Source organism: Streptomyces sp. NPDC051940, from assembly GCF_040680895.1.
Lineage (GTDB): Bacteria > Actinomycetota > Actinomycetes > Streptomycetales > Streptomycetaceae > Streptomyces.
In genome coordinates this window covers 1-23,167 of sequence record NZ_JBFAXR010000001.1, presented here as the reverse complement: position 1 = coordinate 23,167, position 23,167 = coordinate 1, and the positions used below count along the sequence as shown (strand labels likewise).

Annotated in this window: 20 protein-coding genes; 14 read left to right on the top strand and 6 right to left on the bottom strand. The window is 73.1% G+C overall.

Features of this window, described 5'->3' with window-relative positions:
• Nucleotides 1-19: 19 nt before the first annotated feature.
• A complete protein-coding gene (gene nhaA / locus AB0M28_RS00100) occupies nt 20-1,420 on the bottom strand; it encodes a Na+/H+ antiporter NhaA (protein WP_365395087.1) in 1,401 nt (466 codons plus the stop codon).
• A gap of 308 nt (nt 1,421-1,728) precedes the next feature.
• Nucleotides 1,729-3,684, bottom strand: a complete 1,956-nt coding sequence (gene acs / locus AB0M28_RS00095) for an acetate--CoA ligase (RefSeq protein WP_365395084.1) — start codon at nt 3,682-3,684, stop codon at nt 1,729-1,731.
• A gap of 183 nt (nt 3,685-3,867) precedes the next feature.
• Here acs and AB0M28_RS00090 point away from each other — a divergent pair, with 183 nt between their 5' ends.
• Together AB0M28_RS00090 and AB0M28_RS00085 are read left to right on the top strand one after the other, a co-directional pair.
• On the top strand, nt 3,868-4,503 hold the full coding sequence (locus tag AB0M28_RS00090; protein ID WP_365395081.1) for a sigma-70 family RNA polymerase sigma factor: 636 nt from the start codon (nt 3,868-3,870) through the stop codon (nt 4,501-4,503).
• A complete protein-coding gene (locus AB0M28_RS00085; protein WP_365395078.1) occupies nt 4,500-5,069 on the top strand; it encodes a hypothetical protein in 570 nt (189 codons plus the stop codon). Before AB0M28_RS00090 ends, AB0M28_RS00085 begins: the two co-directional genes overlap by 4 nt.
• Nucleotides 5,070-5,139: 70 nt before the next feature.
• Here the strand turns inward: AB0M28_RS00085 and AB0M28_RS00080 are convergent, their stop codons facing one another.
• A complete protein-coding gene (locus AB0M28_RS00080; protein WP_365395076.1) occupies nt 5,140-7,374 on the bottom strand; it encodes a bifunctional SulP family inorganic anion transporter/carbonic anhydrase in 2,235 nt (744 codons plus the stop codon).
• A 442-nt stretch (nt 7,375-7,816) separates the two neighbouring features.
• On the opposite strand from AB0M28_RS00080, the gene AB0M28_RS00075 reads away from it, so the two are divergent.
• Nucleotides 7,817-8,965, top strand: coding sequence for a hypothetical protein (locus AB0M28_RS00075; protein ID WP_365395637.1), 1,149 nt, complete (start codon nt 7,817-7,819; stop codon nt 8,963-8,965).
• A 45-nt stretch (nt 8,966-9,010) separates the two neighbouring features.
• Here the strand turns inward: AB0M28_RS00075 and AB0M28_RS00070 are convergent, their stop codons facing one another.
• Entirely contained in the window at nt 9,011-9,991 is a 981-nt protein-coding gene (locus AB0M28_RS00070) for an AAA family ATPase (protein ID WP_365395073.1), read from the bottom strand.
• Between the two features lie 106 nt (nt 9,992-10,097).
• Here AB0M28_RS00070 and AB0M28_RS00065 point away from each other — a divergent pair, with 106 nt between their 5' ends.
• Nucleotides 10,098-10,925, top strand: coding sequence for an oxidoreductase (locus tag AB0M28_RS00065; RefSeq protein ID WP_365395070.1), 828 nt, complete (start codon nt 10,098-10,100; stop codon nt 10,923-10,925).
• Between the two features lie 429 nt (nt 10,926-11,354).
• Here the strand turns inward: AB0M28_RS00065 and AB0M28_RS00060 are convergent, their stop codons facing one another.
• Nucleotides 11,355-12,185 carry an HAD family hydrolase gene (locus AB0M28_RS00060; protein WP_365395067.1) on the bottom strand — a complete coding sequence of 277 codons (831 nt, stop codon included), beginning with the start codon at nt 12,183-12,185 and terminating at the stop codon, nt 11,355-11,357.
• A gap of 472 nt (nt 12,186-12,657) precedes the next feature.
• Here AB0M28_RS00060 and ssd point away from each other — a divergent pair, with 472 nt between their 5' ends.
• The 7 genes from ssd (at nt 12,658) to AB0M28_RS00025 (ending at nt 17,745) form a co-directional block, all read left to right on the top strand.
• A complete protein-coding gene (gene ssd / locus AB0M28_RS00055; protein ID WP_365395064.1) occupies nt 12,658-13,800 on the top strand; it encodes a septum site-determining protein Ssd in 1,143 nt (380 codons plus the stop codon).
• Nucleotides 13,801-13,802: 2 nt separating this feature from the next.
• Entirely contained in the window at nt 13,803-14,945 is a 1,143-nt protein-coding gene (locus AB0M28_RS00050; RefSeq protein ID WP_365395634.1) for a TadA family conjugal transfer-associated ATPase, read from the top strand.
• 89 nt (nt 14,946-15,034) lie between these two features.
• Entirely contained in the window at nt 15,035-15,829 is a 795-nt protein-coding gene (locus AB0M28_RS00045) for a type II secretion system F family protein (RefSeq protein ID WP_365395631.1), read from the top strand.
• Between the two features lie 281 nt (nt 15,830-16,110).
• Nucleotides 16,111-16,662 (top strand): type II secretion system F family protein, encoded by a 552-nt coding sequence (locus AB0M28_RS00040; RefSeq protein WP_365395061.1) that lies wholly within the window; start codon nt 16,111-16,113, stop codon nt 16,660-16,662.
• A gap of 127 nt (nt 16,663-16,789) precedes the next feature.
• On the top strand, nt 16,790-16,981 hold the full coding sequence (locus tag AB0M28_RS00035; protein ID WP_365395058.1) for a DUF4244 domain-containing protein: 192 nt from the start codon (nt 16,790-16,792) through the stop codon (nt 16,979-16,981).
• Entirely contained in the window at nt 16,968-17,387 is a 420-nt protein-coding gene (locus AB0M28_RS00030; protein ID WP_365395055.1) for a TadE family type IV pilus minor pilin, read from the top strand. Before AB0M28_RS00035 ends, AB0M28_RS00030 begins: the two co-directional genes overlap by 14 nt.
• The gene (locus AB0M28_RS00025) at nt 17,368-17,745 is read left to right on the top strand and encodes an Rv3654c family TadE-like protein (RefSeq protein WP_365395052.1); all 378 of its coding nucleotides are present in this window, start codon (nt 17,368-17,370) and stop codon (nt 17,743-17,745) included. Before AB0M28_RS00030 ends, AB0M28_RS00025 begins: the two co-directional genes overlap by 20 nt.
• An 89-nt stretch (nt 17,746-17,834) precedes the next feature.
• Here the strand turns inward: AB0M28_RS00025 and AB0M28_RS00020 are convergent, their stop codons facing one another.
• Nucleotides 17,835-20,207 carry a DEAD/DEAH box helicase gene (locus AB0M28_RS00020; RefSeq protein ID WP_365395049.1) on the bottom strand — a complete coding sequence of 791 codons (2,373 nt, stop codon included), beginning with the start codon at nt 20,205-20,207 and terminating at the stop codon, nt 17,835-17,837.
• Nucleotides 20,208-20,356: 149 nt separating this feature from the next.
• Between AB0M28_RS00020 and AB0M28_RS00015 the strand changes: the two genes are divergently transcribed.
• The 3 genes from AB0M28_RS00015 to AB0M28_RS00005 all read left to right on the top strand — a co-directional run.
• Nucleotides 20,357-20,710 carry an STAS domain-containing protein gene (locus tag AB0M28_RS00015; protein WP_323379017.1) on the top strand — a complete coding sequence of 118 codons (354 nt, stop codon included), beginning with the start codon at nt 20,357-20,359 and terminating at the stop codon, nt 20,708-20,710.
• Between the two features lie 164 nt (nt 20,711-20,874).
• Nucleotides 20,875-21,348, top strand: coding sequence for an ATP-binding protein (locus tag AB0M28_RS00010; protein WP_365395045.1), 474 nt, complete (start codon nt 20,875-20,877; stop codon nt 21,346-21,348).
• A 636-nt stretch (nt 21,349-21,984) separates the two neighbouring features.
• The coding region (locus AB0M28_RS00005; RefSeq protein WP_365395042.1) for a sodium/proton-translocating pyrophosphatase at nt 21,985-23,167 on the top strand (1,183 nt) is incomplete at its 3' end.

Below are 23,167 nucleotides of genomic sequence, written 5' to 3'. Positions count from 1 at the left end.
TCCTTACGGCCCGGTAGGGCTACACATCATGCCGTGCACTGCCGTCCTTGTGGGCGCCAGGGTGCGTTTCCAACCACTTGCGGTGCTCGGCGGCCTTTGCCTCGTAGATCGCCACCATCCGCAGGTGGTACTCGGGATTGTTCTGTTCGTACATGTCCGGGATGCCGTCCATATCCTCGTCGAGCTCCTCGAGTTCGACGAGCCGCCGGTAGCGGGCGTTACGCCATTTGAGCAGCACGCACGCGACGAGCGCGGATATGACGGAGCCCACCAGGACCGCGGCCTTGGTCTGGTCGGCCAGCGCCGCGTCGTCCTCGAAGGCCAGCTCGCTGATGAGCAGGGAGACCGTGAAGCCGATGCCCGCCAGGGTGGCCACGGCGAGCACGTCCTCCCAGTCGAGGGCCTCGTTGAGCGTCGCACTGGTGAAGCGCGCCGCCAGCCAGGCGCCGCCGAAGATGCCGATCGTCTTGCCGAGGAAGAGGCCGAGGACCACGCCGAGCGGCTCGGGGTTGGTGAAGACGTCGGCCAGTGCCTCGGCGTTGATGGAGACGCCGGCGGCGAAGAACGCGAAGGCGGGCACCGCCAGGCCCGCGGAGAGCGGGCGGACCAGATGCTCGATGTGCTCGCCGGGCGACTGCTCCTCGCCGGGCTCGGTGGTGACCCGCAGCATCAGGCCCATGGCCACGCCGGCGACCGTGGCGTGGACGCCGCTCTCGTGCATCAGGGTCCAGATGACCAGCGCCAGCGGTACGTAGATGTACCAGCCGTGCACGTTCCTGCGGTGCAGGAACCAGAACAGCGCGAGGCCGGCGAGGGACAGGGCGAGCGCGCCGAAGTTGATGGTCGAGGTGAAGAAGACCGCGATGATGAGGATCGCGAAGAGGTCGTCGACGACCGCGAGCGTCAGCAGGAACGCCCGCAGGGCCGCGGGCAGCGAGCTGCCGATGACCGCGAGTACGGCGAGGGCGAAGGCGATGTCCGTGGCGGTGGGGATGGCCCAGCCGCCGAGGTCGCCGCCGCCCGCGGTGTTGGTCACGACGTAGACGACCGCCGGGACGGCCATGCCGCAGACCGCGGCGATGACGGGGAGGGCGGCGGCCCGGGGGTCGCGCAGCTCGCCGGCGACCAGTTCGCGTTTGAGCTCGATGCCGGCGACGAAGAAGAAGACGGCCAGCAGGCCGTCCTTGGCCCAGGTGGAGATGTCGATGTGCAGGCCGAGGGCGCTCGGGCCGATTTTGAAGCTCTTGACGTCCGCGTACCAGTCGCCGGCGGCGGAGTTGGCGAGGATCAGCGCGGCGACCGCGGCCAGGAGGAGCAGTACACCGCCGACGGTCTCCGTGCGCAGGGCGTCGGCTATGAAGCGGCGCTCCTTGAGCGGCGCGTCGCCGAGGAACTCGGGGTGCTGCGTGGGCGCGGCCACTGTGGAGCCTCCTGGATGTCGTGGTCGGCTGGTCACACGGATGACGTGTGCCGACCAGACTTCCCGGCGCGCCCTTTGCTGCTTCTTTACGCTCTCGCTACACCCTACACGGCGCCCGGTTGACCGTTCTGGAGATCACATTAAGGAGCAAAGGGGCACCCCCGCAGCGCGGGAGCGCCCCTTCGTGTGGCTGCGGCCCTCGGCTCCGCCGGTGAGCGCGACCGGCTGCCGGCGACCGGCCTGCTCCGAGGGGGTCCCGGGGCGGTACCCCCGGACCCCCTCGGTTCGTGCGTACCGGCCGGAGGCTCCTAGTCCTCGGAGGCCGCCGACGGCAGCTTGGCCGAGATCAGGTCCATGACCGTCGAGTCCGCCAGCGTCGTGACGTCGCCGACCGCCCGGTTCTCCGCGACGTCCCGCAGCAGGCGGCGCATGATCTTGCCGGAGCGGGTCTTCGGCAGCTCGGCCACCGGCAGGATCCGCTTGGGCTTGGCGATCGGGCCGAGCGCCTTGGCGACGTGCGCGCGCAGCTCCTCGACCAGGCCGTCGTCCTCCGACGCGCCGCCGCGCAGGATGACGAAGGCGACGATCGCCTGCGTGGTCTGCGGGTCGGTCGCGCCGACGACCGCCGCCTCGGCCACCTTCGGGTGCGAGACCAGCGCGGACTCGACCTCGGTGGTGGAGATGTTGTGGCCGGACACCAGCATCACGTCGTCGACCCGGCCCAGCAGCCAGATGTCGCCGTCGTCGTCCTTCTTGGCGCCGTCGCCGGCGAAGTACTTGCCCTCGAAGCGCGCCCAGTAGGTGTCCTTGTAGCGCTGGTCGTCGCCCCAGATGGTGCGCAGCATCGACGGCCACGGCTCGGTGAGCACCAGATAGCCGCCGGAGCCGTTGGGCACCTCGTTGGCGTCGTCGTCCACGACGGTCGCGGCGATGCCCGGCAGCGGGATCTGCGCGGAGCCCGGCTTGGTCTCCGTCACGCCCGGCAGCGGGGAGATCATGATGGCGCCGGTCTCCGTCTGCCACCAGGTGTCCACGATCGGGGTGGCGTCCGCGCCGATGTGCTTGCGGTACCAGATCCACGCCTCGGGGTTGATCGGCTCGCCCACCGAGCCCAGCAGCCGCAGGCTCGACAGGTCGAACTTGGCGGGGATCTCGTCGCCCCACTTCATGCAGGCGCGGATCGCGGTCGGGGCGGTGTAGAAGATCGTCACGCCGTACTTGGCGATGACCTCCCACCAGCGGCCCTGGTGCGGGGTGTCCGGGGTGCCCTCGTAGAGCACCTGGGTGGCGCCGTTGGAGAGCGGGCCGTAGACGATGTACGAGTGGCCGGTCACCCAGCCGACGTCGGCCGTGCACCAGAAGACGTCCGTCTCGGGCTTGAGGTCGAAGACGGCGTGGTGGGTGTAGGACGCCTGGGTCAGATAGCCGCCCGTGGTGTGCAGGATGCCCTTCGGCTTACCCGTCGTACCGGACGTGTAGAGGATGAAGAGCGGGTGCTCCGCGTCGTGGGCCTCGGGGGTGTGGGTGTCGGCCTGGCGGTCGACGATGTCGTGCCACCACACGTCCCGCTCGTCGTTCCACGCGACGTCCTGGCCCGTACGGCGGACGACGAGCACCTTGCGCACCCGGTCGGAGCGGTCGGCGGCATCGTCCACGGCGGGCTTGAGGGCGGACGGCTTGCCGCGGCGGTAGCCGCCGTCCGCGGTGATGACGACGTGCGCGTCGGCGTCCGCGATGCGGGCGGCCAGCGCGTCGGCGGAGAAACCGCCGAAGACGACCGAGTGCGGGGCGCCCAGGCGCGCGCACGCGAGCATCGAGACCACCGTCTCGGGGATCATCGGCATGTAGATGGCGACCCGGTCGCCCTTGCCCACGCCCAGTTCGGTCAGCGCGTTGGCGGCCTTGGCGACCTCGCGCTGCAGCTCGGCGTACGTGATCGAGCGGCTGTCGCCGGGCTCGCCCTCGAAGTGGATGGCGACCCGGTCGCCGTGGCCGGCCTCGACGTGCCGGTCCACGCAGTTGTACGCGACGTTCAGCTTGCCGTCCTTGAACCACTTCGCGAAGGGCGGGTTCGACCAGTCCAGCGTCTCGGTCGGCTCGACGGCCCAGCTCAGCCGCCGGGCCTGCTCGGCCCAGAAGCCCAGCCGGTCCGACGCGGCCTGCGCGTACGCGTCCGCGGTCACGTTGGCGGCTGCCGCCAGATCCGCCGGCGGTGCGAAGCGGCGCTCCTCCTTCAGGAGGTTGGCCAGGCTCTCGTTGCTCACGACTGCTCCCTCATCCAGGGGTGTCCGTTGTGTCCCGGGGCTTAGCTCATCAGGCGAGGATGGCCTCTGACAAGGGGTTGTGGATAAATTGGTTTAGACCTCTTGTCGTGGCCTTGTGTAACGCCTCTCCCCTTCGGCGCCAAGTACACGTGAAAGGCAGCACCGACGACGGGAGGCACGACGTTGACCGGCGGCATACGCAACAGGGGCGGGCCCGCGGCCGCGGCCCGCGACCCGGAGCTCTTCGAGGAGTTCTACCGGCGGCACTTCGACGCGGTCACCCGCTTCGTGGCCCGGCGTGTCGCGGATCCGCACACGGTGGCGGACCTGACGGCGGAGGTCTTCCTCGCGGCCATCGACTCCGGGCACACCTACCGCCCCGGCCTCGGCAGCGAGACGGGCTGGCTGTACGGCATCGCGCGCAACGTCGTCTCCGCGGAGGCCAGACGCACGGCCCGCCAGGCGGCGCTGGGCGCACGGGTCGCGGGGCGGCGGCTGCTCGACGAGGACGACATCGCGCGGCTGGAGGAGCAGTTGGACGCGGAGGCCCCGGGCCGCCGCGCCCTCGAGGCGCTCGCGGTGCTCCCGGAGGGCGAGCGCGCCCTGCTGGAGCTGATCACCGTCGACCAGCTCACGCCCGCGGAGGCCGCGGCCGCCCTCGGCATCCGCCAGGTCACCGCCCGGGTGCGGCTGCACCGGGCGCGCAAGACGCTGCGCGGCGCGGCGGAGGGCGTGGAAGCCGGGCGTACAGATCACAGGGCGCCGGTGGCGGCGCTCATCACGGAGACACTCGTCACGGGGACAGGGGAGAGGGCATGAAGGCGACATTCGAGGACCGGCTGCTGGGCGAGCTGAAGCGGGAGATCGAGCTGCGGGAACCCGCGCCGGCGCCGGCGCGCCGCAGGATCGTCACCGTGCCGCGGCTGGCACTCGCGGCGGGGATGGCGACGGCGGCGGCGGTGGCCGCGGTGATGGTGCCGGGGGCGCCGGGTACGTCGCAGGCGTTCGCGGTGGAGAAGAACCCGGACGGCAGCGTCACGGTCACGGTCGACGACCTGACGCTGTCCGCCTCCCGGCAGAAGGAGCTGGCCGAACGGCTGCGCGCGGAGGGCGTACGGGTGAGCATCGACTCGCTGGCCCTGGACGAGGCGTGCGAGCGACCGCGCGGTGAGCAGATCCAGCCGGAGCGCATGGAGGGACCCGACTGGCGGATCACCCTCGACCGCGGAGACACCCTGGCGATCGAGAACAACGTGCGGGCCGACGGCGCGTACCAGGCGTCGACCCTCTACGGCATCGAGGGGAAGGCCGAAGCCTGCAACCCGGTCGCCGGCCTGTCGACACTGCCCGGCCCGGTGGACAAGGACGCGAAGCCGATCGGCTAGCGGCCGTCCGGCACGGGGCGGCGGTCGGCCCGGGGGTGGCCGGCAGCCCCCGCGCACGGGGCGGTGGTGCTCACACCGCCGCCTCGTGCAGCGGCTCCACCGCGGGCCGTACCGCGGGCTCCGGGCCGACCGCCCGGAACTCGCCCGCGGGCGCCTCCAGGACGTACGCCTGGGCCTCGCCGACGTGGAAGTACATGCCGTGCAGCGACAGCCGCCCCGCGGCCACCGCGCGGGCCACGCAGGCGTGTGCCAGCAGGTGGTTCAGCTGCTGGACGACGTTCGCCAGGCTCAGCGCCTCCACCTCGTCCGTGTGCGGACGGTGGGCGATGCGCGGGCCCGTACGGGCGAGGCTGGGCCGGCCGTGGCGCAGCCACCGCTGCAGCGGGGTGTCCGCCGCGCTCCCGTGCGGGGAGCCGAGGAGCGCCTGCATCGCCCCGCAGCCCGAATGCCCGCACACGGTGATCGACTCGACGCGCAGGACCTCCACGGCGTACTCGATCGCGGCCGCGACGGAGTCCTCCGCGCCGGGCAGCGGGACGAGGTTGCCGACGTTGCGGACGGTGAACAGATCACCCGGGCCACTGGAGGTGATCATGCTGGTCACCAGCCGCGAGTCCGCGCAGGTGAGGAAGAGGTGGCCGGGCCGCTGTCCCTCGCGCGCCAGCCGCGCCAGCTCCTCGCGGACGAGGGGGGCGGTGGCGCGCTGGAAGTTGCTCACACCGTTCAGCAGCTTGTGCGCGGCCTCCGGCCGCCCGGTGCCCGCGGGCTGGACGCAGGCGTGGTTGTGCCAGGGGATCCACGGGCGGCAGCTGTGTCCGCTCTCGGCGGACAGCCGGCCGCTGACCAGCCGCCGTCCGGCACCCGCCGTCAGCGTCGCCGTACCGCCGCGCGACAGATGGCCCGTGCGCCACTCCTGCAGCGCCTCGTAGGCGGCGTGGTCCATGAAGGAGCCGGTCAGCTCCACGACCGCCGGCTCCCCGGCCGGCACCTGTGCCAGCGCGCGCGACAGCCGCGGCACGGCGAGGAACGTCAGCTGGCCGCGTGCCCGCACATGCCACACGCCGCCCAGCTCCTCGACGGTGACGCGGGTCCGGGCCACCCGGTGCAGCGCCACCGCGGCGGCCACCGCGATGCCCAGGGCGACACCCTGCAGGACGCCGAAGAGGACGACGCCGGCGAGCGTCGTCGCGTACACCAGCAACTCGCGGTGCTTGCGCACCGTCCGCACATGGCTGATCTTCACCATCTGCACGCCGACGACCATCACCAGCGCGGCGAGCGCGGCGAGCGGGATGTACTTCAGCACCCCGGCCAGCAGCAGGGCCGCGAGCAGCACCCAGGTGCCGTGCAGGATCGCGGAGGTGCGGGAGACCGCTCCCGTACGGCAGTTGGCGGCGCTGCGGATGGCGACCCCGGCGACGGGCAGCCCGCCGAGCAGACCGGACGTCACATTGGCCAGGCCCTGTCCGCGCAGCTCCTTGTCCAGGTCGGCCTTCGCGACCTCGCCGCCGTCCGGGCGGGCCGCCACCTGCTTGTCCAGGGCCACGGCGGACAGCAGCGACTCCACGCTCGCCACCAGCGTCACGGTGAGCACCGCGGCCATGAGGCCCAGTACGGGCCCCTGCGGCAGCCCCGCGAGCGCGTGCGAGCTCCACGACGGCAGCTCCACCCGCGGCACCGACAGCCCCAGCGCCACCGACAGCACGGTCGCCACCCCCACCGCCGCCAGCGCGGCGGGCACGGTCCGCAGCCACCGCCCGGCCCGGCCCGGCAGCCGCGGCCACAGCAGCAGTACGGCGATGACGAGCAGGCTCACCGACAGCGAGGCGGGATGCAGGTCCGCCAACTGCCCCGGCAGGGCGAGGGTGTTGGCGACGGGCGAGCTCTGCGGCCGGCCGCCCAGCACGATGTGCAGCTGGGCGATGGCGATGATGACGCCGATCCCGGCCAGCATGCCGTGCACGATCGACGGACTGACGGCCAGCGCCGAGCGCGCCACCCGCAGCCGGCCGAGTACCAGCTGGGCGAGGCCCGCGATGGCGGTGACGGCGCAGGTCGTGCGCCAGCCGTAGAGGTGGATCAGATCGGCCGTGACCACCGTCAGGCTCGCGGTGGGGCCGCTGATCTGCAGTGGGGCGCCGCCGAAGCGGCCGGCCACCAGCCCGCCGATCGCGGCGGCGACCAGACCCGCCTGGAGCGGGGCGCCGGTGGCGAGCGCGATGCCCAGCGACAGGGGCAGCGCGATCAGGAAGACGGTGATCGAGGCGGACAGGTCCGCGAGTCGAAGGCGGCGTCGGGCAGGCATGGCTGGCGTCTCCTCGGAGGGGACGGGCCGCCCCTCGCGGGACGGGCGATCAGTCACGGTGCGTAACGGTCTGGTGACTCTCAAGGCTCGGTAAATGAATCGTAATGCCCGGTAAAGAGGTCGCCAGAGTTTTTCGGCCGTCTGGCTCAGTAGGTCCATCTATCGAGTGAATGGAGCTGAATAATCGGAATTCCTGGTTATCCCTCTTTCGCGGGGCCGGTCAATCCGGGTCCCGCATTTAAGCCATTCGGGTCGGGGCCGCCGCGGGCGGTGGCACCCAGGAAGAGGGAGCGCCTTGTACAGAACATGGAGAGCGGCGATCGGCCTGTGCGCCGCGGCGGCGGTGAGCGCCTCTGTCGTCGGCTGCTCGACGGACGGCGACGGAAACGGCCGGGCGGATGCCAAGGCGGCGGGAAGCCTCAAGGCGGCGGGAAGCCGGCCGATGCGGCTCATCGGGGACGGCTCGACCGCGTACACCGGCCGCCAGCCCCACCAGCCGAGGGCCGCGAAGCTGGCGCCCGGTCAGCGGCCGCCGCAGTTCGTCGTCTTCTCCTGGGACGGCGCCGGAGAGGACGGCCAGAAGCTCTTCAGTCACTTCCGCGAGGTGGCGCGCGAGAACAACGCCGCGATGACGTACTTCGTCAGCGGCGTCTACGTCCTGCCCGAGGACAAGCGCATGAACTACCAGCCGCCCGGGCATCCGCGCGGCTCCTCCGACATCGGCTACCTGCCGCCCGACCAGGTCCGCGCCACGCTGGAGCAGGTGCGTCTGGCCTGGGAGGACGGCAGCGAGATCGGCACCCACTTCAACGGCCACTTCTGCGGCCCGACGGGCGTCGCGAGCTGGACCGTCGACCAGTGGAAGAGCGAGATCCAGCAGGCCAAGCAGTTCGTCCGGCAATGGAAGACGAACACCGGCTGGAAGAACGCCGAACCGCTGCCCTTCGACTACGAACGCGAGCTCATCGGCGGCCGCGCACCCTGCCTCGAGGGCCAGAAGAACCTGATGACCGCCGCAAAGGACATGGGCTTCCGCTATGACTCCAGCGGGGTCAACAGCCAGGTCTGGCCTTCGAAGCGGCACGGCATCTGGGATCTGTCCCTGCAGATGGTGCCGTTCCCCGGCCGCAGCTTCGAAGTCGTCAGCATGGACTACAACTTCATGGCCAACCAGTCCGGCTCCGCCCACGCCCCCGCCGAGCAGCACGCGGCGTACGAACGGCAGATGCGCGACGGCCTCCTCGCCGGATTCGAGCGCGCCTACAACGGCAACCGCGCGCCGCTCGTCGTCGGCAACCACTTCGAGAGCTGGAACGGCGGCGCGTATATGCGCGCCATCGAGCACACCATTCGCACCGTCTGCCGCCGGACGGAAGTCCGCTGCGTCTCCTTCCGGCAGCTGACCGACTGGCTCGACGCCCAGGACCCCGCCGTCCTGGCGAAGCTGCGCGGGCTCGACGTCGGGCAGGCGCCGGAGGGCGGCTGGGCGGAGTATCTCGCGGCGGCGAACGACGGCAAGCCCGGGAAGAGCGCGCCCCGGAAGGCGGAGGCGGCGGTCTTCCACGGGCGGCTGCGGCCGGCGGGGGACTGAGGATTCCCTACGCCGGCTGAGGGCTGGCGGGGGACTGAGGGTTCCCTACGCCGGCTGAGGGCTGGCGTTCGCCGGTGTGAAACCGGGGTCGATCTGGGTCGCCAGATCGACCCCGGTCTTCGCGTTCGCCCAGCTCTCGGCGTTGCGCAGATGGAAGTGCACCATCTGCTGCCGATAACGGCCCCAGTCCCGCCGCGCGTACGCCGCGTCCGCCGTCCGCCGCAGCGTGCCCAGCGCCTGCCGGGCGGGCTCCTCCAGCAGGTCGAAGGAGGGCCGGTTGCCCTTCTCCGTACTGCGCACCCAGTCCGAGCGGCCGACCGTCGCCAGCAGGTCACCGCCGACGGCCTCCCGCAGGAACGCGACGTCGTCCTCCCCCTCGACCTTGTTGCCGACGACGTGCAGCGCGATGTCGTAGTCCCGGGCGTACTCCTTGTACTGCCGGTAGACCGCCACCCCCTTGCGCGTCGGCTCGGCCACCAGGAACGTCACGTCGAAGCGCGTGAACATGCCCGACGCGAAGGAGTCGCTGCCGGCGGTCATGTCGACGACCGCGTACTCGTCGCGGCCGTCGGTCATGTGGTTCAGGCACAGCTCCACCGCGCCCGTCTTGGAGTGGTAGCAGGCCACCCCCAGATCCGCCTCGGTGAAGGGGCCGGTGACCATCAGCCGCGCGGGGTGGCCGTCCAGGTCGACGGGGCGGGCGCAGGCCCGGTAGACGGGGTTGTCCTCGTCGACGCGCAGGAGCCGCGAGCCCTCGCCGGGCGGCGTGGTCTTGATCATCGTGTCGGCGGAGGCGATCCGCGGGTTCGTGCCGCGCAGATAGTCCTTGATCAGCGGGAGGTGCGCGCCCATCGCGGGCAGGGCGGCGGCCTCTTCCTCGTCCAGTCCGAGCGCGACGCCCAGATGCTGGTTGATGTCGGCGTCGATGGCGAGCACCGGACGGCCCTGGGCGGCGAGATGACGGATGAACAGGGAGGAGAGCGTGGTCTTGCCGCTGCCGCCCTTCCCCACGAAAGCGATCTTCATGTTCACTAACGGTAGATGAACGGTGACGGAGGGTGGGGCAGCGGTGTGCGGAAGTCCACCCCATCGGGTTGCTCCGCCGTCGGCCGGGATGCGTAGGCTCCTCGTTATGAGCACCTCTTCTGTGGGCCGGACCGATCCCCTGGCCGCTCTCGCCGGACTCGACGGAGTTCCCGCGGCGGTGGACGCCGTCCGCACCGCTGTGGACCGCGTGTACGGACACCGGGTGATGCGGCGGCGCTCCACCGAGGTGTCCGCCGAGGCGGCCCTGCGCGGGGCGCGCGCCTCCGCCGCGCTGTCAGGCGCGGACTGGGGTCTGGAAGAGGTCCGCCGGCGAACCGACTTCGCGGCCCCCGGGGAGCCCCGGGTGGTCGGCGCGGCGTTGCGGCTGAACGCGGAGGTCGGTCAGCTCCTCGGCGTATGGCGGCAGTCGCCGCTGCGGGTGCTGGCGCGGCTGCACGTCGTCGCGTGCGGAACGGACGAGGAGTCCGTGGGCCGCCCGCGACTGGCCGGTGAGGCCGTCGCCCCCGACTCCGCCGGTGAGCCGCCGCTGCCGTCCGCCGACGAGGTCTCCGCGCGGCTGGACGCGCTGGCCGGGCTGATCGTCGCCGGCTCGGAGGCGCCGGCCCTGGCGCAGGCCGCCGTGGTGCACGGCGAGCTGCTCGCACTGCGCCCCTTCACGTCGTACAACGGGCTGATCGCGCGCGCCGCGGAGCGGTTGGTGCTCATCGGCAGCGGTCTGGACCCGAAGGGCATCTGCCCGGCGGAGGTCGGACACGCGGAGCTGTCCTCGTCGTACGAGGAGGGGCTGGCCGGTTACGTGAGCGGGACGCCCGCCGGGGTCGCCGCGTGGATCGCGCACTGCGGGCGGGCCGTGGAGCTGGGTGCGCGGGAGAGCGCGGCGGTGTGCGAGGCGCTGCAGCGGGGGGCGGCGTAGCGGCCGGCGGCTGAACAGAGTTGCGGCGGCGTCCTCTTCGGGCGCCGCCGCTGGCATGTCGGCCGGGGTACCAGTGCGTGCTCGATGTATGCCCATCAGGCCGGAGCTCTGCAGTCCTTTTGCCTGGTGTGGCTGGCCCCTAATCGAGGGGTCGGCGTCGCGTGGGTTCTCGGCGTCCATACATTCGGTCCGTGGGGCCGCTCAATGGGTGATCCTCTCGGATGCCCCGGTCTCGCGGGCCGTAAGTCCTTTGTACTCCGGTTGAGGTGGAAGCGGAAGCCGGGGGCCCGGTTCTTTACTTTTACGTGCAAATACCGACAAGCGAGGGCAATCGCGCGACGGGTCGGGCGGGGCGGGTGCGATGCCCGGCGGGTCGGAGGGGGCGGGGGCAGTCGTCCGCCGGGTCGGACGGGGCGGGTGTCCGGCGGGTCAGACGGGGCGGGGGCGTCGGCGCGACGCGTACCAGACGATCCCGGCCGCGGTCGCTGCCGCCACCCCGGCGGCGGTGGCCAGCAGCACGGGGCGCGAGGGCATCGCGAACTGCGGCACCCGCTGCTTCAGCCGCACCGGACGCGAGAACGTGAGCACGGGCCACTCGCGCGCCGCCGCTTCACGGCGCAGCCCCTTGTCGGGGTTGACCGCGCACGGATGGCCGACGGCCTCCAGCATCGGCACGTCCGTCACCGAATCGCTGTAGGCGTAACACCGCTTCAGGTCGTACCCCTCGGCCTCGGCCAGCTGCCGGATGGCCTCCGCCTTGGCCGGGCCGTAGGCGTAGTAGTCGATCTCGCCGGTGTAGCGGCCGTCCTCGATGACCAGACGGGTGGCGATGGCGCGGTCCGCCCCCAGCAGTTCGCCGATCGGCTCGACCACCTCCGAACCGGAGGTGCTGACGATGACGACGTCGCGGCCGGCGAGGTGGTGCTCCTCGATGAGCGAGGCGGCCTCGTCGTAGATGATCGGGTCGATCAGCTCGTGCAGGGTCTCGGCGACGATCTCCCGCACCGTGGCCACGTCCCAGCCGCGGCAGAGCGAGGTGAGGTAGGCGCGCATACGTTCGGTCTGCTCGTGGTCGGCGCCGCCGAGCAGATAGACGAACTGCGAGTAGGCGGACCGCAGTACGGCCCGCCGATTGATCAGCCCTCCTTGATAGAAGGACTTGCTGAAGGTCAGTGTGCTGGACTTCGCAATGACCGTCTTGTCCAGGTCGAAGAAGGCAGCTGTCCGGGGCAGCGACTGGTTTCCCACAACAGCGAGCATAAGGGCCCACCATTCGGCGTAAGCTGTGGCGTGTGGGTTTGCCTTAGAAGGCTGTCGGGTACACCATGGAAGTCACGGATCGTTCGCGACCGTGCTAACCCGGTCCGGCTCCTCCCCCCCCGAGTCGGCCGTGGGGACGACCCCCGCTCTCCCCCCCGGCGGGGGTCGTCGCATGTCCGGAAACATTTTCTCCGGTCGGCGCCCCGTGGGCCACTCCCCTCCTCGCAGCCCCCTTGGGCGCCTTCTGTGCTCTGAGACACGTCACCGAGCGTGACCGTTGCGTCCGAGGCCCGGTTCTCACCCAAACGAGTGAGGGAATTCTCCACAGGCTCGGAGTTGTCCACCGTTTTCGTCCAAGATCCGCAATATTCCCGGCCGGTCGGCAACGTGATTCCCGTCGTGTGCGGCGAAGCGCGCCGCTGCGGCGAAGTGCGCGGCGCAAGGGCGCCACGGGCCGGGAGGGGCGTTCGGGATGAGGATTCGCGGGACAGGGCGGACCGGTGAGGAAGCCGGTGCGCCGGAGGACGGGGGCAAGGGCTCCGACGGTGGGGGCGGGCGGGTGCTCGTCGTCACGGAGGATCCGGAGCTGCTCGACGATCTGCTGCGGCTGTGCGCCGCGGCGGGGGCGCGGCCGGAGGTGGCGGCGGATCCACCGGTCGCCGACTGGGGCGGAGCGGGCCTGGTGCTCGTCGGCGACGACCGGGCGGTGCGGCTGCGCGGCCGCCCGCGGCGGGACGGGGTGCTGCTCGTCGGGCGGGACCTCGACGACTCCGGGATCTGGCAGCGGGCGGTGGAGCTGGGGGCGGACCATGTCCTCTTTCTTCCCGACGCCGAGGGCTGGCTGGTGGAGCGGATCGCCGATGCGGCGGAGGGGGCGGGCGCCCAGGCGTTCGCCGTCGGGGTGCTCGGCGGCTGCGGCGGGGCGGGTGCGTCGACGCTGGCGTGCGCGCTGGCGGTGACGGCGGCGCGGACCGGGGAGCGGACCATGCTCGTCGATGCCGATCCGCTCGGCGGCGGGCTCGACGTACTGCTGGGTGGGGAGTCCGCCCAGGGCCTGCGCTGGCCGGCCTTCGCCCGCTCGCAAGGCCGGATCGCGGGTGGCGCGCTGGCCGACGCCCTGCCCGAGCTGCACCGGCTGCGGGTGCTGAGCTGGGACCGGGGATCGTCGGCGGCCGTGCGTCCCGAGGCGATGCGGTCGGTGCTGGCCGCGGCGCGGCGGCGGGGCGGGGTGGTGGTCGTGGACCTGCCGCGCCGGATCGACGAGGTCGTGGCGGAGGCGCTGGGCCAGCTGGATCTCGGGCTGCTCGTCGTGCCGGCCGAGCTGCGCGCGGTGGCCGCGGCGCACCGGGTGGCGGCCGCGGCGGGGATGCTGCTGCCGGATCTGCGGGTGGTGGTGCGCGACAGCTTCGCCCGGGGGCGTCCCGCGCTGAGCGACGAGGAGGTCGCCGCGCTGCTGCGGCTGCCGCTGGCCGGCGAGCTGCCGGTGGAGCACGGACTGCTGGAGCGCCTGGACGGGGGCGCGCCCCCGGGGAGCCGTCCGGGCGGTCCGCTGGCCCGGTTCTGCGGTGCCTTCTGGGAGCGGGCCCGGCCGGGGGAGCGGGGGGCGGCGGCGTGAGCGTGGACACGGGGCTGCTGGACGCCGTGCGGCTGCGGCTCGCGCGGACCGGCGCCGAGCCGACGCCCGCCCGGGTGGCGCGGGCGCTGCGGGACGAGGGACGGCTGCTCGGCGACACCGAGGTGCTGGGGGTGGTGGGCGCGCTGCGCTCGGAGATGGTCGGCACGGGTCCGCTGGAGCCGCTGCTCGCCTCGCCGGACGTCACGGACGTGCTGGTCACCGGGCCCGACGAGGTGTGGATCGACCGGGGCCGGGGCATCGAGCGCACCGCGGTGCGCTTCCCCGACGCCGACGCGGTACGGCGGCTCGCGCAGCGCCTCGCCGCCGTGGCGGGCCGCCGGCTCGACGACGCGCGGCCCTGGGTGGACGCGCGGCTGCCGGACGGCACCCGGTTGCACGCGGTGCTGCCGCCGGTCGCGGTGGAGTCGGCGTGCCTGTCGCTGCGGGTCGTGCGGCCACGGGCGTTCAGCCTCGCCGAGCTGTCGGCGGCCGGGACGGTGCCGCCGGGCGGCGAGGAGCTGCTGCGGGCGCTGGTCGCGGCACGGCTCTCCTTCCTGATCAGCGGCGGTACGGGGACGGGCAAGACGACCCTGCTCGCCGCCCTGCTCAGCATGGTCCCGCCGGACGAACGGCTCGTGCTGGCCGAGGAGTCGGCGGAGCTGCGCCCCGCGCACCCCCATGTGGTGCGGCTGGAGACCCGCCCGGCCAACCAGGAGGGCCGCGGCGTGGTCACCCTGCAGGACCTGGTGCGCCAGGCGCTGCGGATGCGTCCGGACCGGCTGGTCGTGGGCGAGGTCAGGGGCAGCGAGGTCCTCGACCTCCTCGCGGCCCTCAACACCGGCCACGAGGGCGGTTGCGGCACGGTCCACGCGAACGCCGCGTCGGACGTCCCCGCGCGGCTGGAGGCCCTGGGCGCGGTCGCGGGCCTCGACCGGGGCGCTCTGCACAGTCAGTTGGCGGCGGCCTTGTCGGTGCTGGTGCACCTGGTGCGCGACCGGGAGGGGGCGCGCCGGATCGCGGAGATCCACGTCCTGTCGCGCGATGCCGCGGGGCTGGTGACGACGGTGCCGGCGGCGGTGTGGTCGCCGGAGGGTTTCGTACGGGGGCCGGGGTGGGGGCGGTTGGCGGAGTTGTGCGGGATCTGAGTGGCGGCTGGACGTGTGATGAGGGAGGGATGATGAGCGTGCAACTTGCGGTGGCCTACCCGGCCTTGCCCGCTGCCGCGTGTGCCGGGATGGCCGCGTGGGTGGTGACGGCGGCGCCGTCCGCGGCGGGCCGGGCGCGGCGGATGCTGGGTGGACCCGGGGCCTGCGGGCCGGGGCGGTTACGGGCGCTGGCAGACGGGGTGGCGGACCGGGTGCGGGGGCGGCCGGAGCTGGGATGCGTGCCGCTGGGCGCCGTGCTCGCCGTACTGGGCGACTCCTGGCTGCCGTTGGCCGCCGGTGCGGTGGCGGTGCCGCTGGTGGGGCGCCGGCTCGCGGCGCGGCGGCGGGCGCGTGCGGAGGACGCCCGGGGCGACAACGTGATCGGTCTGTGCACGGCGGTGGTCGGCGGGCTGCGGGCGGGAAAGCAGCCGAACGAGGCGCTGCTGGCGGCTGCCCCGGCGGGCCGGGCCGCGGGCGTCGAGGTGCTGGCGGCGGCCCGTTTCGGCGGCGACGTGGCCGCCGCCCTGCGGCGCGCCGCCCGGGCGCCGGGCGCGGAGGGGCTCAGGGGCGTGGCGGCGTGCTGGCAGGTGGCGGCCGACGGCGGCGCGGGGCTGGCGGACGGCCTGGACCGGGTGGCGGGCGCCCTGCGGGCGGAACGCCGCCGGCGCGACGAGCTGCGCGCCGAGCTGGCGGGGCCACGCTCCACGGCGCTGCTGCTGGCCGCGCTGCCGCTGATCGGCCTGCTCATCGGCAGCGCGATCGGCGCGGACCCGCTGCACGTCCTCCTCCACACGCCGGCGGGGCTGGGATGCCTGGCTCTGGGCGGGGTGCTGGAGTGGGCCGGGCTGGCGTGGACGGCACGGATCGTGCGGGGTGCGGAATGATCCACAGCCTGTGGACAGTGTCGGCGGTGCTGGCGGCGATGGCGTGCGTCGCGGACGTGGCCGTCGCGGCGCGGCGTGGCCGGACGGGGAGACGGCGGGCCTGTCGGCTGGGGGCGCCGGACCTGGGGCGGGCGGATCGGGGCGGGGTCTTCGCTCTGGGGCGCGGTGGTCGCGCACCGCGGTCCGGCGGGTCGGATCGGGGTGTTCGGCGTGTCCGCTCTCCTGCGGGCGGTGCCGGGCGTCGGCCGTGGACGGTTCGGGTCGGGGCGCCGGTGGTGTGCGTGGTCGCGGGGCCCATCCTGCTGGGGGCGGTGGCCGGCTGCGTGGTGGGACTCGCCGCGGGCTACGGCATATGGCGGTGGGCGCGCCGCCCGGCCGAGCCGCCCGCCCACAGGGGGGTCGGTGAACTGCCGCTTGCCGCCGATCTGCTTGCGGCGTGTCTGGCGGCGGGGGCCGGTCCTCGGGAGGCGGCCAGGGAAGTGGGTCGTTCGCTCGACGGGGCGGTGGCGGACGAGCTGGCCCACGGGGCCGCCGAGTTGGCCCTGGGCGGCGATCCCCGGGACGCCTGGCGCGGGCTCGCTGCGCTGCCGGGGGCGGACGGGCTGGCCGTGTGCCTGGAGCAGTCCGCGTACACCGGGGTGCCGGTGGTGGAGGCGGTGTCCCGGCTGGCCGAGGAGTGCCGCGCGGAGCGCGCACGCACCGCCGCCGCCCGTGCCCGACGGGCGTCGGTGCTGGTCACGGGGCCGCTCGGGCTGTGCTTTCTGCCCGCGTTCCTGGCCGTCGGGGTGGCGCCGGTGGTGCTGGGCCTGGCGACGGGGCTGATGGGCGGCTGAGGTCGGGGTGGGCGCTCGACGGCGGGACGGCCCTTTGGCGCTCGCCTGGCGCTCGGGCGCTCGGCGGCCCTCGACGGCCCGGCGGCTTGGAAGTTCGACGAACGAAGACCGACGAAGGGGGATCATCATGTTCCGTACATTTCTGGCCAAGCTTCGCCGGCTCGCCGACGACGACCGGGGGATGACGACATCGGAGTACGCGGTCGGGACGATCGCCGCGGTGGCGTTCGCCGCGGTGCTCTACAAGGTCGTCACCTCGGGCGCGGTGAGCGGTGCGCTGCAGGGGATCGTGGAACGGGCGCTCGATGTCCCGTTCTGAGGGCGCTCGGAGGCGTCGGGGCGCATCACGCAAGGGGTGTTGGCCGCCAGCGGGACGGTGTCGCGGCGACGGACCGGACGCCGGGTTCGTGACGGCGGAGGCGGCGGTGGCGATACCGGCGCTGGTGCTGGTGGCCATGGGCCTGCTGTGGGGCCTCATGGCCGCCTGCGCCCAGATCCAGTGCGTGGACGCCGCGCGGGCCGGCGCACGCGCGGCGGCCAGGGGCGAGCCGCAGGCCACGGCGGTGGCGGCGGCCCGGTCCGCGGCGCCCCGGAGGGCGGCGGTGGCGGTGACCCGGGAGGGGGACCTCGTCCGGGTCCGCGTCACCGCCTCCGCCCCGGGCCCCGGCCCGCTCGGCCTCACGCTGCGGGGGGAGGCGGTGGCCCTTGCCGAGGAGACCGTATGAGGACCGCCGTTCGCCGGCGGCCTGGCGGGACGACCGCGGGGCGGCGACCGTCTGGACGGCGGTCGCGTGCGCGGCGCTGTGTGCGGTGTTTGTGGCGCTGCTGGCGATGGCCCAGGTGGTGCAGGCGCGGCACCGGGCCGGCGCCGCCGCGGACTTGGCGGCCCTGGCGGCTTCCGACGAGGCGGTCTATGGCCCCGGGGCCGCCTGCGCCGCCGCCCGTCGCGTCGCGGCGGCCCAGCACGCGATCCTGGCACGCTGCACGGTCACGGGTGAGGTGTCCGACCTGGTGGCCCGTGTGCGGGCGGGCCCGTTCGTGAGCGAGGTCCGGGCCCGCGCCGGCCCGGGCGCTGAGGGGTGACGCCCTGCGGAGCGGAGGCAGTGCGGGCGCGGGACGGTGGCCGCCCGAGGGCGGGCGACGCGTGTGCCTGCGCCCGCCCCGCGCCGGGGCTACGAGGCGTCCGCCCCGCGGAGCAGCTCGCCCAGCAGGCGTACCGCCGCCGCCTTGTCCAGGGGGTCGTTGCCGTTGCCGCACTTCGGGGACTGGACGCAGGACGGGCAGCCCGATTCGCATTCGCAGGACCTGATGGCCTCGCGCGTGGCCGTCAGCCACTCGCGGGCCGCGGCGAAGGCGCGTTCGGCGAAGCCGGCGCCGCCGGGGTGGCCGTCGTAGACGAACACCGTCGGCAGCAGCGTGTCCGCGTGCAGCGGGACCGAGACGCCGCCGATGTCCCAGCGGTCGCACGTGGCGAACAGCGGCAGCATGCCGATCGAGGCATGTTCGGCGGCGTGCAGCGCGCCGCCCAGCTCCTCCGGGGCGATCGACGCCGCGTCGAGCTGGTCCTCCGTCACCGTCCACCACACCGCCCGCGTCCGCAGCGTCCGCGGCGGCAGGTCCAGCTTGACCTCGCCCATCACCTCGCCGGTGAGGGCGCGGCGCTTGAGGTACGACACCACCTGGTTCGTGACCTCCACCGAGCCGAAGCACAACCGGCCGTCGCCCCACGGCACTTCCCGGTCCGTCTCCAGGATCGACACGGCCGTCGTGTCCCGTGCCGTCGTCGTGTACGCGGGGTTCTCCTGGACCACCAGGGCCACCCCGTCCTCCAGGTCCAGCTCCCGCACCACGTACGTCCGGCCCTGGTGCAGATGCACCGCGCCCTCGTGCACCGTCGTGTGCGCCGAGCCGGCGTCCACCGTGCCCAGCAGCCGCCCCGTGCCGTCCTCCACCACGTCCACCGGCCGGCCCCCGCCGCCCCGGATGTCCGCCAGGTCGGCCGCCCGCTCCCGCCGCGTCCAGTGCCACGCACCCTGCTGCCGCGGGCCCCGGCGCCGCAGCAGCCCGCGCCGCTCCAGCGACGGCATCAGCTCCGGCGCCGACGGCCCGAACAGGGCGAGCTCGTCGGCGGTCAGCGGGATCTCCGCCGCCGCCGCGCACAGGTGCGGGGCCAGCACGTACGGGTTGTCCGGGTCCAGCACCGTGGATTCCACCGGACGGCGGAAGAGGGCCTCCGGATGGTGGACCAGATACGTGTCCAGCGGATCGTCCCGCGCCACCAGCACCGCCAGCGCCCCCTGCCCGCCGCGCCCAGCCCGGCCCGCCTGCTGCCACAGCGACGCCCGTGTGCCCGGGTAGCCGGCCAGCAGCACCGCGTCCAGCCCCGACACGTCCACGCCCAGCTCCAGCGCCGTCGTGGCCGCCAGCCCGAGCAGTTCACCCGAATGCAGCGCCGCCTCCAGCGCACGCCGCTCCTCCGCCAGATAGCCCCCGCGGTACGCAGCGACCCGCCCCGCGAGGGACTTGTCCACCTCCGCCAGCCGTTCCTGGGCAATGAGGGAGATCAGCTCCGACCCGCGCCGCGACCGTACGAACGCCACCGTCCGCACACCCGCCACCGCCAGATCCGTCAGCAGGTCCGCCGTCTCCGCCACGGCCGTCCGCCGCACCGGCGCGCCCCGCTCCCCGTGCAGCTCGGTCAGCGGCGGCTCCCACAGCGCGAAGACCATCTCCCCGCGCGGCGACGCGTCCTCGGTGACCTCCCGGACCTCGATCCCCGTCAGCCGTCCGGCCGACTCCCCCGGCGAGGCGGCCGTCGCCGACGCCAGCAGGAACACCGGCGACGCCCCGTACCGCGCGCACACCCGCCGCAGCCGCCGCAGCACCTGCGCGACGTGCGAGCCGAAGACGCCCCGGTACGTGTGGCACTCGTCGATCACGACGTACCGCAGCGCCCGCAGGAACGTCGACCAGCGCGGGTGTGCCGGGAGCAGTCCGCGGTGCAGCATGTCGGGGTTGGTCAGGACGACGTTCGCGTACAGCCGAACCCACTCCCGCTCCTCCACCGGCGTGTCCCCGTCGTACACGGCCGGCCGTACCGCCTTGCCCAGCGGCTCCGCCAGCGCGCGCAGCGCCCGCAGCTGGTCGGCGGCCAGGGCCTTCGTCGGCGCGAGGTAGAGCGCGGTCGCCCCGCGCCCGTTCGGCGCCTCGGAGCCCTCGAGCGCGGCGCTGAGCACGGGCGCGAGGTACGCCAAGGACTTCCCCGACGCGGTCCCCGTCGCGACCACCGCCGACTCGCCTGCCAGCGCGTACGACGCCACGGCGGCCTGGTGCTCGTACGGGCGCTCGATCCCGGCCGCCTCGATCGCCGCCACCACCTCCGGCCGGATCCCCTCCGGCCACGAGGAGTGGGCTCCGGCCCGGGAGGGCAAGTGCTCCGTATGAGTGATGCGTCCGCGGCGGTCGGAGAAGGCGGCCAGCCGCTCCAGGACCGCGCGCGGGTGCGTTCTGCCCGGCACGCCCTGCTTCTCACTGCTGTTGTCCATCGTCACCGAGTCTCGCACCAGCGGGTCACCGGTGCGGCGGACAATGGCACGAAGGCGTCGTGCGCTCTCCCCGGTAGTGATTGAATGCCTTCGCGGGTGCCGAGCAAACTCTTGAGGGCAGCCGCTCGCTGCAAGGTGCTGGAGGATCCGTGGACCTGTCCCTGTCGACTCGAACCGTTCCCGGCCCGGACGGCGACCGCACGGTCGTCGAGGTCGGTGGCGAGATTGATGTGTACACCGCGCCCAAGCTGCGTGAGCAGCTGGTCGAGCTCGTGAACGACGGCAGTTACCACCTGGTCGTGGACATGGAGGGCGTCGACTTCCTCGACTCCACCGGTCTCGGTGTGCTGGTCGGCGGCCTGAAGCGGGTGCGCGCCCACGAGGGTTCGCTGCGGCTGGTCTGCAACCAGGAGCGCATTCTGAAGATCTTCCGAATCACCGGTCTGACCAAGGTCTTCCCGATCCACACCTCCGTGGACGAAGCGGTCAACGCCAAGGACTGACCGCGTCCGCGCGGCCCCCCGGCGACGGCTGGCCGGGGCGCCGCGCGCCGGACGCAATCTGCGGATCCAGTAACACCGGCGAAGACGACGACGTGCGGGGTACGGGCCGTCTCATGGGCCCGTACGCCCCCGTCCCGCAGCCCCGGGTGATGAGAGGGGATGGCATGGCCACCGTCGAACTGCGTTTCAGCGCGCTGCCCGAGCATGTGCGCACCGCCCGCCTGGTGGCGGCCGCGGTCGCCCGCCGGGCCGGCGTGGACGAGGCCGTGCTGGACGAGGTACGGCTCGCGGTGGGCGAGGCGTGCTCCCGCGCGGTGGGGCTGCACCGGAGCAGCGGCGTCGACAGCCCGGTGCGGGTGGTGCTGACGGAGGAGGAGAAGAGGTTCTCCATCGAGGTCGGCGACGGGGCCCCAGCCGACGCCTCGCGCCGCCCCGTGCCCGCCGCCCGTACGGCCGCGGGCCAGCACCCCGATCCGGACGCGTCGGCCGACGAGGGTGACAACGGCGACGACGCCGAGGACGAGATGGGCCTCGCGGTGATCAGCGGCCTGGTCGACGACGTGGAGGTCACCTCCGGTGAGTCGGGGGGCCTGATCCGGATGAGCTGGCCGACGACGCCGGACTCGGTCACGCCGTAACGGCGGCGGGGGTCGGCACGGATCGGGGCGTACGACCGGCACCTTCGCACACCGGCCTCGACGAAACACCGACGAGCGACGTCTCAGAGCCAGGATCCGTCGCGCCGTGAGCATCCCGACACCTCGGCGAGCCGCGCCCTGATGCCGGCGCCCGGCGTCAACACGGCGCCCGCTCACCCCGCCACTCCGGTGAACCGCGCGTCAACAACACGCCGCCCCCCGGTACACAGTCCCCGCCCTCCCGGGGGCCACGCCCCTTCCAGGCTATCGCCGACCACTGACACCCCACCCCCCACCCGCAAAGCGGGAAATTGATCTCTCCCCGTAATTCGATCAAGCGCTGATCTGCGCTCTCCCCGATTCGTAAGATCGAATACCGTCGACGTCTGCGCAGATGCAAAAGATCAGAAACGTCGTCAACGGGTCCCCCGATCGAGGGAATTATCCGACCCCCCGTACGGCCCTGATCCCGCCGTAAGGCGAATTCCGCTTCTGGCGCCCTGTTTTGATCTAGAACTGCTCCCTACAATCCGTCCACATCTTGCAGCTCAGGACGCCTGAGCGCTGCGGCCGCCCAACCCCGGCCCCGAGCCGGGATCGCCGCAACGCCCATGTGCCGTACGTCAAGGAGGACGAATGGCGGGGCCTTTCACCCCACTCGCACAGGATCAGAACCTCGCAGCCGCGGTATTGACCAGCGACAACAGAGCGATCGTCGCGGTCATCGCCGCCGTCGCCGTGGCTGCTCTCGCCGTCGCCGTGGTTCTGGTCCGTCAGGTCCTCGCGAACAGCGAGGGAACCGACAGCATGAAGAAGATCGCCGCGGCGGTGCAAGAAGGCGCGAACGCGTATCTGGCAAGGCAGTTGCGAACCCTCGGCGTCTTCGCCGTGGTCGTGTTCTTCCTCCTGATGCTGCTACCGGCCGACGACTGGAACCAGCGCATCGGCCGTTCGCTGTTCTTCCTGATCGGCGCGGTCTTCTCGGCCGCGACGGGCTACATCGGCATGTGGCTCGCGGTCCGCTCCAACGTCCGTGTCGCCGCCGCCGCCCGTGAGGCGACGCCCGGTGAGGGCGAGGCGCCCAAGGACCTCACCGAGGTCAGCCACCACGCCATGAAGATCGCCTTCCGTACGGGCGGCGTGGTCGGCATGTTCACCGTCGGCCTCGGCCTGCTCGGCGCCGCGGTCGTCGTGCTCGTGTACGCCGCGGACGCGCCCAAGGTGCTGGAAGGTTTCGGCCTCGGCGCCGCGCTGATCGCGATGTTCATGCGTGTCGGCGGCGGCATCTTCACCAAGGCCGCGGACGTCGGCGCCGACCTGGTCGGCAAGGTCGAGCAGGGCATCCCCGAGGACGACCCGCGCAACGCCGCGACCATCGCCGACAACGTCGGCGACAACGTGGGCGACTGCGCCGGCATGGCGGCCGACCTCTTCGAGTCGTACGCCGTGACGCTCGTCGCCGCGCTCATCCTGGGCAAGGTCGCCTTCGGTGACGCGGGTCTGGCGTTCCCGCTGATCGTGCCCGCGATCGGCGTACTCACCGCGATGGTCGGCATCTTCGCCGTGGCCCCGCGCCGCAGCGACCGCAGCGGGATGACGGCCATCAACCGCGGCTTCTTCATCTCCGCGGTGATCTCGCTGGTGCTGGTCGCCGGCGCGGTCTACGCCTACCTGCCCGCCACCTACGGCGAGCTCGCCGGCGCCAACGAGGCCATCCAGAACCACGACGGCGACCCGCGCATCCTCGCGCTGGTGGCCGTGGTCATCGGCATCGTGCTGGCCGCGCTCATCCAGCAGCTGACGGGCTACTTCACCGAGA

Bases quoted from the DNA above. Each gene is read 5' to 3' on its own strand.
- AB0M28_RS00065 (WP_365395070.1), top strand. From the start codon at position 10,098: ATGAGCACCTCTTCTGTGGGCCGGACCGATCCCCTGGCCGCTCTCGCC.
- AB0M28_RS00085 (WP_365395078.1), top strand. From the start codon at position 4,500: ATGAAGGCGACATTCGAGGACCGGCTGCTGGGCGAGCTGAAGCGGGAG.
- AB0M28_RS00010 (WP_365395045.1), top strand. From the start codon at position 20,875: ATGGCCACCGTCGAACTGCGTTTCAGCGCGCTGCCCGAGCATGTGCGC.
- AB0M28_RS00060 (WP_365395067.1), bottom strand. From the start codon at position 12,185: ATGCTCGCTGTTGTGGGAAACCAGTCGCTGCCCCGGACAGCTGCCTTC.
- AB0M28_RS00035 (WP_365395058.1), top strand. From the start codon at position 16,790: ATGTTCCGTACATTTCTGGCCAAGCTTCGCCGGCTCGCCGACGACGAC.
- AB0M28_RS00070 (WP_365395073.1), bottom strand. From the start codon at position 9,991: ATGAAGATCGCTTTCGTGGGGAAGGGCGGCAGCGGCAAGACCACGCTC.
- AB0M28_RS00020 (WP_365395049.1), bottom strand. From the start codon at position 20,207: ATGGACAACAGCAGTGAGAAGCAGGGCGTGCCGGGCAGAACGCACCCG.
- AB0M28_RS00045 (WP_365395631.1), top strand. From the start codon at position 15,035: ATGGCCGCGTGGGTGGTGACGGCGGCGCCGTCCGCGGCGGGCCGGGCG.
- AB0M28_RS00075 (WP_365395637.1), top strand. From the start codon at position 7,817: ATGCGGCTCATCGGGGACGGCTCGACCGCGTACACCGGCCGCCAGCCC.
- ssd (WP_365395064.1), top strand. From the start codon at position 12,658: ATGAGGATTCGCGGGACAGGGCGGACCGGTGAGGAAGCCGGTGCGCCG.
- AB0M28_RS00030 (WP_365395055.1), top strand. From the start codon at position 16,968: ATGTCCCGTTCTGAGGGCGCTCGGAGGCGTCGGGGCGCATCACGCAAG.
- AB0M28_RS00080 (WP_365395076.1), bottom strand. From the start codon at position 7,374: ATGCCTGCCCGACGCCGCCTTCGACTCGCGGACCTGTCCGCCTCGATC.